The 16,922-nt window shown below is 36.5% G+C and carries 15 protein-coding genes; 1 reads left to right on the top strand and 14 read right to left on the bottom strand.

Annotation, left to right across the window (positions count from 1 at the left end):
• Positions 1-86: 86 nt before the first annotated feature.
• The 13 genes from A3EE_RS0112860 to A3EE_RS0112795 all read right to left on the bottom strand — a co-directional run bounded on the left by A3EE_RS0112860 (position 87) and on the right by A3EE_RS0112795 (position 14,521).
• Positions 87-1,076: a ComEC/Rec2 family competence protein gene (locus A3EE_RS0112860; protein WP_018343861.1), complete on the bottom strand. Its 990-nt coding sequence runs from the start codon at positions 1,074-1,076 to the stop codon at positions 87-89.
• Between the two features lie 146 nt (positions 1,077-1,222).
• Complete coding sequence (locus A3EE_RS0112855) at positions 1,223-2,758, bottom strand: hypothetical protein (RefSeq protein WP_018343860.1); 1,536 nt, start codon at positions 2,756-2,758, stop codon at positions 1,223-1,225.
• A 389-nt stretch (positions 2,759-3,147) separates the two neighbouring features.
• Positions 3,148-3,741 carry a hypothetical protein gene (locus tag A3EE_RS0112850; protein ID WP_018343859.1) on the bottom strand — a complete coding sequence of 198 codons (594 nt, stop codon included), beginning with the start codon at positions 3,739-3,741 and terminating at the stop codon, positions 3,148-3,150.
• Positions 3,742-3,896: 155 nt separating this feature from the next.
• A complete protein-coding gene (locus A3EE_RS20565) occupies positions 3,897-4,700 on the bottom strand; it encodes a DUF1963 domain-containing protein (protein WP_018343858.1) in 804 nt (267 codons plus the stop codon).
• A 376-nt stretch (positions 4,701-5,076) separates the two neighbouring features.
• Positions 5,077-5,421, bottom strand: a complete 345-nt coding sequence (locus A3EE_RS0112840) for a hypothetical protein (RefSeq protein WP_018343857.1) — start codon at positions 5,419-5,421, stop codon at positions 5,077-5,079.
• A gap of 80 nt (positions 5,422-5,501) precedes the next feature.
• Positions 5,502-5,783, bottom strand: a complete 282-nt coding sequence (locus A3EE_RS0112835) for a hypothetical protein (RefSeq protein WP_018343856.1) — start codon at positions 5,781-5,783, stop codon at positions 5,502-5,504.
• Between the two features lie 1,247 nt (positions 5,784-7,030).
• Positions 7,031-8,473, bottom strand: coding sequence for an FAD-dependent oxidoreductase (locus A3EE_RS0112825; RefSeq protein WP_018343854.1), 1,443 nt, complete (start codon positions 8,471-8,473; stop codon positions 7,031-7,033).
• Between the two features lie 361 nt (positions 8,474-8,834).
• A complete protein-coding gene (locus A3EE_RS0112820) occupies positions 8,835-9,488 on the bottom strand; it encodes a DUF4253 domain-containing protein (protein ID WP_018343853.1) in 654 nt (217 codons plus the stop codon).
• 218 nt (positions 9,489-9,706) lie between these two features.
• Positions 9,707-11,026, bottom strand: a complete 1,320-nt coding sequence (locus A3EE_RS0112815) for a hypothetical protein (protein WP_157447018.1) — start codon at positions 11,024-11,026, stop codon at positions 9,707-9,709.
• A 114-nt stretch (positions 11,027-11,140) separates the two neighbouring features.
• Complete coding sequence (locus A3EE_RS0112810) at positions 11,141-11,737, bottom strand: hypothetical protein (RefSeq protein WP_018343851.1); 597 nt, start codon at positions 11,735-11,737, stop codon at positions 11,141-11,143.
• 5 nt (positions 11,738-11,742) lie between these two features.
• Positions 11,743-13,236 carry an ArnT family glycosyltransferase gene (locus A3EE_RS0112805; protein ID WP_083921270.1) on the bottom strand — a complete coding sequence of 498 codons (1,494 nt, stop codon included), beginning with the start codon at positions 13,234-13,236 and terminating at the stop codon, positions 11,743-11,745.
• A gap of 113 nt (positions 13,237-13,349) precedes the next feature.
• Positions 13,350-13,925, bottom strand: a complete 576-nt coding sequence (locus A3EE_RS0112800) for a hypothetical protein (RefSeq protein ID WP_018343849.1) — start codon at positions 13,923-13,925, stop codon at positions 13,350-13,352.
• 29 nt (positions 13,926-13,954) lie between these two features.
• Complete coding sequence (locus A3EE_RS0112795; protein WP_018343848.1) at positions 13,955-14,521, bottom strand: hypothetical protein; 567 nt, start codon at positions 14,519-14,521, stop codon at positions 13,955-13,957.
• A gap of 438 nt (positions 14,522-14,959) precedes the next feature.
• Between A3EE_RS0112795 and A3EE_RS0112790 the strand changes: the two genes are divergently transcribed.
• A complete protein-coding gene (locus A3EE_RS0112790) occupies positions 14,960-15,274 on the top strand; it encodes a RodZ family helix-turn-helix domain-containing protein (RefSeq protein ID WP_018343847.1) in 315 nt (104 codons plus the stop codon).
• Between the two features lie 212 nt (positions 15,275-15,486).
• On the opposite strand, the gene A3EE_RS0112785 is transcribed toward A3EE_RS0112790, so the two are convergent.
• Entirely contained in the window at positions 15,487-16,512 is a 1,026-nt protein-coding gene (locus A3EE_RS0112785; RefSeq protein ID WP_018343846.1) for an LLM class flavin-dependent oxidoreductase, read from the bottom strand.
• Positions 16,513-16,922 lie beyond the last annotated feature (410 nt).

The raw sequence follows: 16,922 nt of genomic DNA, 5'->3' as shown, positions 1-16,922 counted from the left end.
GCAAATCCTTTTTATCTGGCTTCCGGATTACAAATCCGGAAGAGCTGGTGCAGATTGAGGCCAAAGTTCCGGCGTTTGCAGTATAATCATCTTACACGGTCTCTTTTTGTAATTATTATATCTCCCCATTCGTCTGTTCGCACTAATTTATTAGAAATTCCTTTGTATTCGTATTTAACATTTCCCTTTAGTGTCTGTCCGATAGAAGCTAAACAAATATTAGCATTTATTGAATTCAAACTTCTATGCCAGTGGGTTCCGTGGTGAGCTGCAATAAGAATATCATAAACAATATTGTGATTGTTTACTAAGTCAACAACTACAGAATTTATTTCTCTACTTTCAAGATCGCCTAAAAAAAGAATATTGTCATCTTGCCTAAAAGCAATACTGAGTCTATTTGCTGCTTTTCGTAACGATTTATTAGCTTTTTGAACAATCTCAGAAAGTTCACCATCAAATTCAGTTAAGCGATCAGTGTCGTTTGGGCTTTCTATTTCTGCATTGTTTATATTTTCAACTTCGGCATATCTACGGCTGATGTTTTGGTAAATTCTACTTAGTTGCCTGTCGCTTTCTCTTGCTTCTTCAAAGTCTCTAATTGCGTTTCTAATGTCAATCAATGCATCTTCTTCTACAAGTTCTTGAGGTGGCCACAAGATTTCATATTTACGTTCGCCACAAACTACAATATCGCCCTTAGAAACAGCTCTAAAATTTAGTGGTCTTCTATTAAGTCTTTTAACGTAATCAAAAATTGTATTTTGTATAGGATGATTATTTGAAATTCTAATGTTCATTGTCAAAAGACTCATAAAAAATCGTTTTGATTCTGTAAAAGCTGGCATTGCGGGGTAATAAAAATTTTGCAAATCCCAATGGCGATGATGATTACAATTTAAAATACCGTTGTAATGGTCAGCGTGGAAATGAGATAGTAAAAAACTGTCGTCAAAGTAGCCATAGCAATGAATGTTTTCATCACCCCCAAAATCAATAGTTAAGTCGTGGTGATCTTTGTTATTGATGATAAGATTTAGTCCGTCACCAACGTTTCTTAAAAGTAATTTTCTCATTTACAATGTTTCTTCTTTTGTTAATGGATAGCCATCGTCAAAGGTTGCTAGCAACTACTAGTTAATATGATAGCATTACCCTAGGTGCATGTATATTTCATTTATTTATTCAGTTTATCCGTTTCATTAATCAGACATTCCGATTACTACAACTTCGGTTTATTCTCCTTTAACGCTATTGCTAAGAATGCTTTCATCTCTTCTATCGTAGTTTCGGATACGGTTATGGCAAACTCTCCTGTTTCTGCAATTTTGATCTTTGTAGATCCGTAATAGGGTTTGCCATTTTTAGATGACAGTGCGATGAGTATCGCTTCCTCTCCTATCGGCAGCTTGCGGTAGGCGCCACTTTTATTTGTGAAGCTATATTTGTTTCCAACATTTTTTACCGACTCAACACAGATGTTTCTTAACGGAAAGATCAGCATCAGTTTTACTTTGTTGGTATCTACTCCGGTAACTGCAACCTTCATGTTACTCTCTTTGCAATTCGGATCATTTAAAAAACGGTCTATGTTTACCCAACCCAATTTGGAAACTGAAATGGTATAGGCTTTGATGGTTGCGGTAGTTGTTTCTGCTTTCTGCTCGTTGTACATATACAGGTATCTGTCGGCTTGCGCAGGTGATATTCCTTTTGCTACCAGATCCTGTTTTGTTGTCGTTTCTGAAATTCCTAATTTATTGAAATCGATAGGCCTTGTACACCTAGCCTTAGGAGATGATTTTAAAATATTCCAGCAAGCAGTTCCAAAGTCTTTAAAGCCTTTAGCGATCTCCCATTTACCGAAACCAAATTTGTCATTATCAAGATGTTCTTTATCATCCATCCGTTTCATTAAATCATTGTAATGCGGCGTAAGATATGTTAAGACTTCTTCATCTGCTTCCCACAAGTTTCCATTGATGTGTTTTTTATAGATGTCCATTACATCTTTAAACGCTTTTTTGTCAGGTTCCATAATAGATCCCAGTATATGTACTTTCAATCGTTGGTCAAACTCGCGCGTAGCAATGAATGTACCTTCATACTTTGGATCAGCAAGTTTTATAATCTCTTCACCAACAAGTGGACCTCCTAAAAATGCATTATCTTTTATCGCATTCCCTCTGGTTTCGTAACCAAAACTACTAAGCGGCAGCGCAAGCATATTGAAGTCAAGCTGCATATTTTCTTCTCCTTTCACAATCTCCCAATTCAGCTTGCCTTCGTCGTTGTAGGCTCCATAAAACACACTCATGTCTCCTATGATGCTTGCAGCCGGCACAGACAATGTAATAGCTTCGCTGTTTTTAATCTTTACATCTTTCCCGTTGGACGTTGCATTTATGTAAAACATACCACCGGATTCTAATATTGAATCTCCGGAAACTGTAGTCAAACCATTTTCAATAAAGCTCTGCACATCGGTAGCTTCTAACAGTTCGATGTTTACATTGCTTACCGGATTGCCGTCTTCATCTACAAACACATTGGCTCCAATTGCAACGCGTATTCCAGACTTGCCTCTAATGATGGTATCTTTTGTTGCATCAATGGTAAATGCCTGAAGTGTATCGCGCATCTTTGCAATTACGGTATCCTGGGGAGCAGCAAATAAGGTGCGTTCTTCGTTGGAGTTTTTGTTGCATGCGAAGAAACTGATTGATACTAAAAGTGAGATTAAAAGTTTTGTATTCATGGGGTATTGTTAAAAAGATAATCTTCAAATATGTATTCTTTTATGAGAAAAACCTATTGGAGTTGGGTGTTTTTTGTCTGAATTTTGATTTGTCGGATTGATGGGAAAATTGGGATTGCGTTTCAAAAATCCAATTAATCTCATAATACGTCTGAACTATGATTCTTGTGATTAATATGATTTTTATGATTCAATCCTTTTTTACTTTAATCACTTTTTGTCACAAAAATCAAATGAAGCATAGTTCATACAAATGAACATCATACTTTCTGGGCTGTTGGCCGTTGGCACAACATCGAGTTGATGTGTGGTTAGGTTAGATAGGTGATCGACAACGAAAGTGAAAAGTAATACAGTTGATATTATATTCTATTTTTCGTTAGACATTCTTATAAATCGTCTATTGCCTGTTTTTTTACTGCTTCACTATTGATTTTGTCTAAGTAGATTAACTTGACAAAGCAGCTTGACATGCCACTATGGTCAATTGATAATTGAATTTCCCCTTTACCTGTCTCCCAAATTGCATAATATTTACAACGGTCGAATTTAACGTCATACATTTTACTGTCATCATCTTTTGTTGGAGAGTCTCTGTCAAACTTTTCTACTACAACAGTTGGAGCGCCATATTTTTCTGTCAACATCTGTTTCAAATCGAAATAACTTCCTGAAAGTGTTGACCAAGTATCTTTCTCAGGAAAGAGAACGACGATTTTATGAACTAAGTCTTTTTGTTTTAATGTAGAAACACCGACATAGCAACCTTTATAACCAGCGAAATCACCTTGGAGCATAGCAATACCGCTTTCCGTACTTATATGTTTAAATCCCCTCTGTACCATTTTGGAAACATACTGATCCAGCGTTCCATCAAGCGGTACACCTTTAAAAGTCAAATGCATAGAAGAGTCTGCCGTTGTTTGAGCAAAAACCATACAAGCAGTTAGACTTAAGAAAAGAGTGATTAAGGTTTTTTTCATCTCAAGTGTTTAATTTATTAGTCTTTTTGAACACCGAAAAAACTTTAGTGCTTCTACACACATTCAAAAAGTCAGCTGATTTTCAAATATCTATTCTTTTACAAGAAAAACAAATCGGGGTGAGTTGTTTTTATCAACAGGTAATTGTTTTTTCTTTAATGACAAGCCCAGCCAAAACCTAATTCTCCTTTATTGTCGGGGCTTTGTGTTAAATGTCCTACACCTACATCACCAAACATATAAGGAAGATTATCTTCGGAGTCAAATTGAAATAGTAATTCCATCTGGGTTTCAGTCTTCCTATCATATGGATATTCAACTGACTTTACCCAATAGGGCCAACCAAATAATTTGTCTTTACTAATTGGTAAGCCTATTTTTCTTTCTTCCATTAATTCATAGATTCCATCTTGCAAGTCCAACTCAATTCCTAATTGTTGATATTCTTCAAAATGCGGATGATCATCTACGGGTATCCAATCTACAATGATCTTTTCATTGAAAACCTCGTCGATGACAGGTTCTATTTTGTGTGACTCTCCAAGTATATCAATCTTTCTACAATTAACAGCTTTTGAAAATGGAAAAAATGCATCCAAATCAAATTCACATACAGGATCACTTGTTGTACAGTAAAACAACTGAATTAACCCTTCGTCTTTTCTTTCCGGCAAATCATTCAGATTGAGTTGAAGAAATAACTGCATATTCTTTTGGCAATTCGGACAAATTGGCCAGTCATTTTCATTTCTCAAATATGGAAAACCTCCGATTTTACTTTGGGTTGAAAAAGAATTGGGATTTTCATTTACTCTAGGCAAGTAGGCCTTTCTTTTAAACTTACTTAGAATGTCGATCGTCTTAATGAATTCTTCTTCAATATTTATAGGATCGGATTTCTTTGTAACGGGTTCTAACTTTTCAGTTTTTATTCCGAATAACTTTTTCAAAAAACTCATTTCTTATTCTTTAAATGTGTGCAATTATTTTTTTTATTGTCTGAATTGGGATTTGTCGGATTGATTGGAAAATCTGGATTTCGTTTCAATAATCCAATGAATCTCTTAATCTGATGAATCCTAATTTAGACAAAGGTATCATCATACAGTACAGGGTGGTTGGCCGAAAAGGCCGAACCACGGCGAGATGAAATTTCAATACAGACATTTTATCTAGCATCAAACATTACTGGGCTGTTGGCCGTTGGCACAACAGACCCTGTCCCGCTTTTGGGCGGGAGAATTGATACGTGGTTAGGTTAGAGAGGTCATCGCCAACAGTACAAGAAAGGCCGAACCACGGCGAGATATGTGAGTTGCCAACCAAGGCGAATACTTATTCTTTTTCAAAAGTATACGTTGTCATGATAAGTCCTTCTGAACCGCCTTCAGCTGACAAAATCAATTTATATCCTTTCGATTTAATTTTATTTAAATTTTCATTTATAATAATAAGATTTTGTGATAGGTCTCCCATTTTAAGTTTCTTCAATTCGATTTTTTCTACTTTGCCCTCTTCATCAACAATTGTTATACTGTTGTCCCAAAGTCCATTCATAACTTCAGAAGTCCGCATCGTTAATATTCCACCATTCGATTTTGCTTTATTTGTAAAACCAAACATGACAGCCATTACTGCAATTGATGCTAAAATTGTAATTAAAAAACTCTTATTTTTCATACTGTTTCCATTTAAATTCCCTACTTGCTAGCCTTTCGGTATAGCTCCGTTTTTCAGTGGTTGCTGGTCTCCACTTTTAATTATTTATTTTTTGAAAGTTCTCTGAAATTATGGTTCTGAATTTCTGTTTCATCACCATCCTTTTTATCAATGATTATTTTATGTCCATGCACTTTTTCAATAAGTTGTATGCCATCAATATGCATTTTGTGTTTTTGAACTAACATGTCTGATTTTACTTTATCACGTACATCCTCAAAATCTGTTCCTATGAAGAATAAATTTACGTGCGACTCGTAAACTCCACCGCTCAATTCAGGGTCATAATACCCCAAGTGCACCAGATATAATTTCTGTTCCATATTTTTCAAATTTTTAAGTTGCCGTTTTAAAATCAGTTGGTGCTTAAATATGAGTTCTTTCAGTAAAAAAAACAAGCGGGATTGGGATTTAAGTGAAAAATGTCTGAACCGCTGATTAAGCTGATTTAAATGATTGCACTGAATGCGAAACTATCGACCTATTTAAGTCAAGATAAACGAGATCAATCATAGTAATCATATAAATCAGGTGAATCAGCGGTTCAGACAATTAACAAATGGTCGGTGACGCTCGGGTGATTTATCATTGTCATATGTATATGCAATGTCTCTAAAAACCGACCATAGCGAAGACACACAGCATAGGGTGGGCGAAAAAATAGTAAATGTATTTTAGGACTAAATATAAACTGTAAATCTATATCAGGATTATATAAAAATATGTAAACTTTTTTCAGGAAGAGTCATGTTAGGCTAATTAGAGTTTAAAAAGCTCCGGATAATAACCGGAGCTTTTTAAACTACTAGAATAATCATTTAGACCAATTCATTTCTTTTTTTACTTCACTTGTAAAAATAATTACTGGTAAATCCGAAATCTTCTGAATAAGATAAATAAAATCTTCTTTCAGAGCTTCATTCACTTTTCCGTTTATAGACTCATTTATCATAAGAATTAAAAAGAAAATTATGGAGAAATAAAAGGAAATAATAAAAGAAACTAAAGAGAAAACTGATAGTACGATAAATTTGAAATAAGATATTAGGTTTTTCATAAAACTGTTTGTTAAGGTTTAAACTACGAACACTAAGAAAACTTAATCAATATTATGTGCTCCAAGGAAAAGTTAACAGAAGCACCACAAGTAAAAATAAAAAATTACTATACTCTTGTCAAGACCTTAATACTAAATATTTACTTATTTTTTGGTTGAGTGAAAACACCGACCATGGCGAGGAAAGTTTTGCCGTATTTGTTGGTGGCCATGCGTTAGTCTCAGCTCAATATCTAACAACAGTGAGAAACGGCGAAGAGAATGATCGGCACCAGTCCCCGCTGCGCTAAGACTGGCGCCAGTGAGACACCAACAACGGCGTAGAGAAAATTGTCTGAACCGTTGATTAAGCTGATTTAAATGATTCCGCTGAATGCGAAATGGTCGGCGACGTTCGGGTGATTATTCTTCTTATCTGTATATCCTATCTCGCTAAACACCGACCATGGCGTGCGTATACAAGCGGATTACAAATCCCATTTATCTGGCTTCGGGATTGCAAATCCCGAAGAGCTATTTCAAACTCCGTCCTTTCGGCGCATTGCCTTCACGAAGCACGACTTTAGAATGCAGGAGTTGCACCGCCTCTGCCGAATCTTTTACTTTTGACGCACTGCGTTCCAGCATTTCAGATTCGAAGTCGTTCAGCACTGATTTGCGAATGCCTGCAGCTCTCCAGTTAGATAAGGGTCTGCAAGCACTTACAATTCCTCTGGCTAGCGCCAGGGCGTCCAACAATGCCTGATTGGCGCCTTGTCCTTTGAATGGACTCATCGGGTGCGCCGCATCTCCGATCAATGTTACATGTTCGGACTTCGCTAATAATTCGGGAGTAATTAATTCGCGGTCGTACACGGGGTAGCCCGAAATGTATTCGACCGGCGTTGCCGCTACTATTTGCGGAACAGGATTGTGCCACTGTGTTCTACGACATGCTTCGTCCTTGAGTGCCTGTGGCCCCTGTGCGCTCAAGTCCTGCGCTTCTTTTTCAGTCATTGGAAAACTCAATTGCCACATGACAGTATGCTCATCGTACGGCATCATGTATATGCGCTCCGTACCATTCACGGTTTGAAACACTGTTTCTCCGTCGAGCAACACACTCTCAACGCCTTCAAGATTTGCCATCGGACAGATACCCAAAATTACGATGCAATCTAAATAGCGCAACGGCGTAACCTCTTCGCCTATCAGCAAGCTGCGCACCACACTACGAATACCATCGGCACCAACCACAAGGTCTGCATGCTGGCTTTTCAGTTCTCCGTTTACGTTAAAGTTCAACTCAACACCACCATCCGCACGTTCTTTATATGCTGTCAGCTGATGTCCCCATTGCACCATATCTTTTCCGCCGAGCTGCTCAAGCAAGGATGCGCGCAGGGCCTGTCGTGCGATGTGTATATTGGTGCGTTTTGGATTTTTTTTCTCATCGGTGTCCATGCGGTTGCGCATGCCCCATTCGCTGATCACATCTCCTGCTGTATTATGTACCACATGATTTGTTGAATACACACCTTCTTTTAAGGACATAATCCCAAATCCCTTCATTGCTCTACTTGCTTGCTGCAAGGTAAGTCCGTATCCCTGTGCGCGTGCATCGAAACTACGATCGCGCTCATACAGTGTAAATGGAATACCTCGGTGCAAACAGGCTACAGCCAAGGCCATACCTCCGATGCCGCCGCCAATGATTGCTATAGAGGGATAGTTTGTATCTGCTATAGGAAATTTAGAAGAACGTGTCAAGCCGGAAGCATCACAGTTTCCGCATGGTTGCAGACTGCTCTTCGGACGAACAGGTGCCGCTCCGCCCTCTGGATTTTTTTCAAATGCATCCATTGCTTGCTGGTGGCGAAGGCGAACATACTTGCGTGAACGCTTACTCACTTTGCCACGCCCCTGACATTCTACACAAACCGTCCAACACGTATCTATTTTTTGTTCTTCTTTCATTTTTACCTTCAAGCAAATCACATCAAAGATACAGAAAAACTTATTAGACGAGGATTGTCTGAATTTGGATTTTTCGGATTGATTGGAAAATTTGGATTGCGTTTCAATAATCCAATGAATCTATTAATCTCAAGAATATAAATTCAGACAAGTGAACATCACACAGTACTGGGCTGTTGGCCAGAAAAAGCACAACAGCGAGTTGATGCGTTGTAAGGATAGATTAATTGGATTGCGTTTCGACAATCCAATTAATCTATATAATCCAAAGAATCCAAATTCAGACAATTAAACATCACACAGCGCTGGGCTGTTGGCCAGAAAAGGCACAACAGCGAGTTGAGTAGTGGCATAGTTCAGACTAATCCCACCACAACCATACGCCATGCATTTGTATAATGGCTTCTTTTAGTGCTTCAATGCTTCCAACTCCCTGATCAACCGAATCAGGACAAAATTCATATACTTCTTTTGCAAATTCATCCATATTTGTTGGTAATGTATCGAACTCTACATGCAACCAATCTCTATTACAACCGATCACCACAACTCCATATTTTGATTGCCATTCAGCAACTTTCTTGATAATATCTTTATTTTCTAAATCATAATTTATACCATCCGTTCTTCTGTACCTTAAAATATCCAACTCGTCAACTCCTTTGATTACAGCTATATTCTTTTTGTTATCCTCTCCTTCAAATGTGAATACTAAATAGCCCGTTCCTTTAAACTTCGCTTTAAGCTGTTTGGTATAAACTTCAGCAGCTTCTTCAGTTGTTTCCGAATATATGCCGTCATAAAATTTATCATTGAGAACTTCGCCGGTTTCCTGATCAATTGCAGGCAATTGTTTAAATGTGTTTTTAGTTAAATTCTTAACCTCGACCATTTGATCTGCACTGAAATTTATTTTTTTGAGTAACTCATTTTCAACCGGTGTTAAATTACTTTTTTGTTCACATCCAAAGAGCGACAACAATCCGATAGTTAGTATTGATACTATTAACCTCATGCTACAAATCTGTTTAACGTTTAATTATTTATATGAAATTTTATTCGTGAGTGGTTGGACAAAAAGGCCGAACCACGGCGAAAATCTATTTAAAGTTTATTCTATATAAGTTTATCATAAAACCTCATCCCCAACCCTTCTCCTAAAAGGAGAAGGGAGCACCTCTTCGTAGAGAACATACTAATAAATTATTAAAGAATGGCTATCAAATATTTTTATTAATAATACTCAATTTGTGTTATCTCCTCGTAAACATTTTCCGGATAATGAACACTTGTTCTTTTCATGTAAATACAATTCCCTCTGGAATCATACTTGTAAATGGTAACATACGATTGATTAAAATCGTATTCTAAAAGGCCGTCAGAATTATACTGTTTAATTGTATTAGGTCCAACTTCACCTTTATGATAACTTTTCAACTCTTTTAACTCTCCGTTTTTCCAGTACTTAAAAGAATAACCATATTGACGTTTACCCTTAATAATACTAAGAGTATCCAATTGTTTTTTACTATTATATGAGTTAATATACGTTTCCTCTTCGGTTTTTACTCCATTAAAATAACTTATTGCCCCAACCATCTTTTTCTTTTCGTATAGTATCTTCAATTTATTTTCTTTACAATATTGAAAATATGTCTCGTCATATGAATTCTTATTAACAGTGATCTCATCAATCATCCCTTCCTTATTATAGTTCAACTCGATTCTATAATTACCACTACTTTTTTCCGACTCAGTGTAAAAATAAAACACAGGCCGTCCCTTCTTATCAAATCGATTGGCATGAACAGACTCTAACTTTTTTAGAGTTTGTTGAATTGCCCCATACATATCTCCGGAACGAATGCTCTCCATCTTCTTCTGTGTAATATTATTACCTAAAGAATCATTAAAATAAAGTTGTACTCTATCCTTTTCAATAACAGTTTCATAGTAGTAATCAGATCGGCTAATAAATCCGGTCTGACTACTATTTGTTTGGGTATGAGATTCGATTAAATACCCCGCATCATTATACTTAAAAGTAGTTACTTGTGACAATGTAGAATCCTTCTGCGTAATGACCAGTTTAATTAATCTATTCTTATCATTGTATGTGTTTTCAATCCGTCTACGTCTTACCCCATTTTCGTAGATACTTTTTTCGATCATATTTGAATGTAGATCATATCGCAAAATCTCTACGTGAGACTGACTTGTATCACCATAATACTCAACAATTTCTTTACCCTGATTCGTATAAGTAATTTTTGAAAAATAGGATCTACCATCTGTAATACGTTCGCTTTCTTTTGTAACAAGGTTTTTTCCCTGGTAGGTATTTATATATTTTGTAATTGTACTATCACTAAAATCTATCTCTTCAATTAAATTACCTTGAACATCATACGTTAATTTGCTCACCAACACCGAGTCTTTAATGGTAATGATCTGCTTTACATTTCCTCTATAGCCAGATCTTTCCAAGGAAGTTTGTTGTCCCAATGAAAACAAGCAATGCGATAGTAATAAAAATAGAATTAAGGTTTTCATTAAAATATTATTTAAAGTAAACAAAACACGCTCCAGAAAAAGTCAGTATTCCCATGATTGAAACCGTTGGCTATGCAAAACAATTATTCGTATAACTAGAGATTGCCGACTATTTCAATCCTCTAAAATATTCTTTCTTATGTATTCACCAGCCTTTGCTGAATATAATGTTTCTTCACCTGAATGTTCTTTCTTGTAATTCAAAATAGTTGAATAGCTAATATTTATCCATTCACTTTTCGTATCAGGCCGTTCCATTCTTGTAACAACAATGCAGTTTTCCGCAACTCTAATGGATTGAATGATCAGTTCAAATCCATCATAATCTATCCTATAAAGCAATTGAGATTCATTACCAAAATAGGTAGTCTTTATGGATTTGTCAGATTCAATAGAGTCTTGTATTTCCAGGATTGAATACTCTAAATCTTCTTCCGTTATCGTAGAATCAACTTCTATAATATAGTCTACGGTTTGATCATACCTAGGAATGCTGTCATCTTCATAATTCTCGTCTTCATCAATCGGATCGAAATATTGTTCAGCAGTTAAATCAACTGATTCAACCGAAGTTTTATTTTTGTATTTGTATGTGATTTCTATTTTCATATTCTTAATATTGTCTGAATTGGGATTTGTTGGATTGATTGAAAAGTTTGGATTGCGTTTCAACAATCCAACAAATATCTTAATCCAACGAATCTCATTCACTAGAGTTAACGACAATTAATCTTTTCAATCCTAACACCTGTAATCTTTTTTATATCGTCAGGCAATTTTCCATCATCATTAATTATTACTGTATATCCTTCAATCGCTAAGCCGATGAGTATATATTTTTCCGGAATGGTTTTATAAGCTGTTAAGTTCGTATAAAACATGGCTTCTATTGGTTTGTCATAATTGAATAATATACCTTTTTCGATTTTTCTTTCGTTGAGGTTTCGCAAGTCACTTACCCAAGCAGGATTTCTGTTGCTTTGATCAAATGGTTTTACTCTTTCAATCATGTAGCGAATCGGAAAAGCAATAAGTAAAAATAAAAGCACATTAAAAACCCATTTCAAGTTATGATCTTTTTTGTACTCATTGAGCATAAAGAAAAATTCAGAAGTAATCATGAATAAAGCAGGTGAAATAAAAAGAATATATGCCTGCATTTTCGTTTTTGCGATTGAAAAAAACAGAATGGGAACAAACACCCAAATAGCAATTGCTAATCGCTTCTTGTCGTTAACGTTTTTAAATAATTTAAATACAAACCACATCAATGGCAGATAAATCAATTCTCCATAGTTCATACGGAGTTTGTCGATGAAATAATGATAAGGTCCGGTCTGTTCTTCAAAAACTTCCGTGAAGTGTCTAAAATTGCAGCTCGATTCCCAATCGGCTTCAACAGGAAATGCTTTGTAAATGTAAATTTGCCAGGGAAGAAAAACCAACACACAGGTGATCAATAAAAGAAATAACTGCAAGATAATTTCTTTAGTTTTTAATTTCCCTGAGTCCCATACAATTAAAATCCAAATTGGAACAACAATTAATGCCGGCAACCACTTGCATAAAATCGCAGCACCAATACTAACTCCTACAAGAATATTAAAAATCGTTTTCTGCTTCTGCACAAAGAGGATACTGAAAACAATTGCTAACTCAATGAAAAATAAAAAGAAAATATCAATATGATCTGTTGCGGCTCTACCAGCAGCCATTTCTATAATTAGTCCATTGATGGAAAAGAAGAAAGCTGTCAAATAACCGTTTTTTTTATTAAACCAGTAACTTCCTACAATAAATGAAAGCCCTATTCCGATTGTTGTTAAAATGATTGAAGGAAGTCGCAATGCAATTTCATTTACTCCAAAAAGCCACATACTTGAAGCCATTGTCCAAAGTGGTAATGGTTGTTTATGAAGCCAAATATGATTGGATGGCCAATTCCTGTAATAATACGGCATAATTGGATTGTCATATAGTGTTGGCGTCAGCGGATGTTGAATCAAATTTTTCGCAACAAGAGCATGATAGCATTCATCCCAAGTATGCAGAAAAAAGTCAGTGGAAGTGTAGATACGGAGAGCAAGTCCACAAACCATTAGTAGTATTACTGCAATTGTAAAGTTACCCTTCAAATAATATTTCCATGAAAAACAATATCCTATTGTACAAAAAATAATTATCAGTATGGAGTAAAGTAAGTTGTTCATTCAGTTGGTTTAATGCCACTAAGATCTGTGGGTGATTTTGTTTAAGATGAGGGCATCAACAACATTTAATGCAGCATTGGCCTGTTGTGCGTAAGTCAAAATATTTTCCGCGTTCAATTTGGCTTTGCAACGGATTGATAGATTCTATCAATATCTTTCTTTTGCTTTGATATTGATGCAAGCTTTCCGGAAAACATTTCCGTTACGATGTGTGTTTTATCTATTTCAATAAAATAAAACACTGCAACATCCTGTTGTTCGCTGACTATTTTCATACTCTTAATAATTTCAAAAGGTTGTTCAGATATTTGCTGCGAAATAGCCTGTTTTGCTACGCTTGTTTTAAACTTAACGTTTACAACTTCGTCGGCGAAGTCTGATAAGGTTTGTTTTTTCGGCTTTATCAAAATCATGGTATTCAAAGAAACCACATCTGCAGGATTATCTCCTTTAGCGGCATGAAAAATGGTAGCGCCGCCGACTGATGCATCTACTTTCCATGATGCAGGATACTTCTGAATAAAAAGTTTGTTACGAAACTCCAGCATGGTAGTATCTTCAATCAACAATTCAGCAGCAGCCGAACTTGTATCTTCAGAGCGGGTCTGATAAGTTTCTTGTTGATCTTCGCTTGCTGTATTGCAGGCAACAAAAGTACAAAGTGTAAAAATGAATAATAATTTATACATGCTTCTAAGATATTTAAATAAATTCAATATTAATAATTCATACTCTCCAGCGCAATCTCCGTTACAATTAATTTCGAAAAGATATCTTTATTCATGTTTTTAAATTCTTCTTCTGAAAAGAATTTGTCCGTGCGAAATGTAATGGTACCATATGATAGAGAGAGTTTTTTACTATCCAGATTATTACCTGCACTCCAGTAACCTTCGCCGTAAAGCTTTGTAACATCTGCAAAGGTGCTTTTTCCTATTGTAATTCCTTTGTCAGTACCTGCTTTAAATGGATATGTAAAAAGTATCGTATGAAGGTTTGCCTTATTTATGTCTTCGGCTAAAATAATAAAACTTATGCCTTGTTGTGGATAGTTGATTTTGTTAATGGGTATAGATTCTCCTTCTTTAGTACCAACAACTACAGTAGTTGTCCATGTATTGACTTCGTAATCGAACCCATAGATCTTTTCTACATCTTTCAATGTAGATGAATCAATTTTCAATCCATTGTATGAAGATCGATCCGAATAAATAAGGGGATGCTTATTTATGAACCCAACGAGCAGCGTTAAAGTAAATAGTATAAACAAAAATTTTATTTTCATGTATTTTGAGTCTGAGATTTAATGTTTTACCGTGACTAATCACTTTGTTAAGTTAATCATTTTATTTATTTCAATATCGATATTAATTCATACAATTCGTCGGACCACAAAAAAGTGGTCTGACGAATGAACTCAATTGGTCGGTGACGCTCGGGATATTTTTTATTTTCTATTTCAGATTCTGCCTCCTTAAACACCTACTAAGGCAAAGGAAATGCAGTCAAAGAAATGCAGTCAAAGACTGCCGAATGATAGGCACCAGTCACCGCTACGCTAAGACTGGCGCCAGTGACGATCTGTGCGCACAGGCCACTGTGATAGCATTCCGTATATAATGATGTAACATAAAAGAAATTTCTTGTAATTCAACACCGAAATAATCTCAGGAAATTTGCTTGTCAATTAGTATTATTTCAAACAGCTAACATCTTTACAATTATGAAAAAAGTATTTCTTACATTCATTTTATCTGCAGGTATAGCAGGAGCATATGCACAAACCACTCCCGGAGCAGGGACAGGAACGCCGACGGATCCAAATACCAATCCATCTACCATTACACCCAACACCAATGGTACACTCAACCCGGGAACACCGAATACAGGTACTCCAAACAATTCAATAAATAATAACAGTATGACTACGCCAATTGCTCCAAGTGATACAGCGAAGGTCCCGAGCAATACCGCTCCATCTATTCAAAATCAACAGAATAAATCTACAGCGCCTAAAAATTCTACTATAGGTCAGTAATGAAATCTATTCTCATTATTAAAAAAGGTTCGGTTTATATAAACCGAACCTTTTTTAATTTTCACCTCTTTATCATTTAGTGGTCTGTGCGCCACCCTAGCCGCCAACCTAAGTATTCGTTCATTACAGCTCTTCGACCCCGATGGGGTCGTAGGTTTTCGGAGACTGTTTTCTATAAACATTTGACTCCTCTGGAGTCATTACGGACTATTCTATAGTGCTTCTCTCACCTTAGGTGCGATCTTCGTTCCAAAGATCTCGATCGATTTCATAAGTGACGCATGAGACGGTCCGCCGACATCCATGTGTGCAGAGAAACGAGTAAGTCCAAACAGTTCGCGCATCTCTAAAATTTTATCGATTGCTTCGTTCGCATCACCAATGATTAAATGTCCGTTTGTACCGCGACCGTAATCGTATTGTCCGCGGCTGTACTGCTGCCAACCCCGTGAACGACCGATGCGGTTCAGCTGATCTGAATAGACCGGATAATATTCATCTGCTGTTTTCTTGCTGTCTTCACCAAAGAAGCAGTGCATGTGTACCCCAACTTCAAATGCTTCCGGAACATGTTTGTATTGCTTATATACTTCCTGATAATAATTAAACAAGGGTTGAAACTGTGCAGGGTTACCGCCAATAATTGCAAAGATCACTGGCAAGCCTAACTTGCCGGCACGCACTACCGATTCAGGTGTGCCGCCTACTGCCACCCAAATCTTAAGCTTGTCATTCACAGCTCGAGGCAGTACTTCCTGATTATCAAGTGAGGCACGCAGCTTACCTTTCCAGGTTATGGGATTCTCATTGTTTATTTTCACCAGCAGATCCAGCTTCTCTTCAAACAATTCATTGTAATTTTTTAGATCATATCCATACACCGGAAACGATTCGATAAAACTTCCGCGCCCTGCTGTGATCTCTGCACGACCGCTGCTCAACTGATCGATCGTTGCAAAGCTTTGATAAATGCGTACCGGATCGGAAGAACTCAATACCGTAACTGCACTGCCTAATTTTATTTTCTTTGTTACTGTTGCCGCTGCAGCCAATACAATTTCAGGAACCGACACGGCATAATCCGGACGATGATGCTCGCCGATCCCGAAGAAGTCAAGACCAACTTCGTCCATCAGTTTTATTTCCTCGATCAGCTCTCTTAAGCGCTCCCCGGAATCCATAGGCCTTCCCTGCTGATCGTAGTGATTATCTCCAAACATTCCTATTCCTAATTCCATGTGTATATCTGTTTGTTATTTTAAATCTATCAATCATTGAAATTGCATCATCTAACATCAGATGAACTACATGTATCATGATTCAATCTATCAATTTAATTTCTTTTTAGAAAATTATCTATTTGATTATATAGAGCAGGTGGTGGTTGGCCGAAAAGGCACAACCTTTAGATTTACGCCGTAGTAAAATTCCAAGAAATAAGAATTCATATTTATCAAAGCGAAAGACGGTATCAACCGTCCTTCTGCAGTGATACGATTCTGTTTGGGTATATTTTTATTCTAAAGAATTCTAAATAAATTAATTAAAATAACCACCGGCAAAGGTGAACTATGGCGCAACTAGGTTAGACCTATCCGTGGATTTAGTCCTTTGCCGGCTTATTTGAACAGGCATCAAATAGAAATTT

The organism is Cytophaga aurantiaca DSM 3654 (genome assembly GCF_000379725.1).
GTDB lineage: Bacteria > Bacteroidota > Bacteroidia > Cytophagales > Cytophagaceae > Cytophaga > Cytophaga aurantiaca.
The sequence above is the reverse complement of the archived record's forward strand: the minus strand, read 5'-3'. Positions and strand labels throughout refer to the sequence as shown.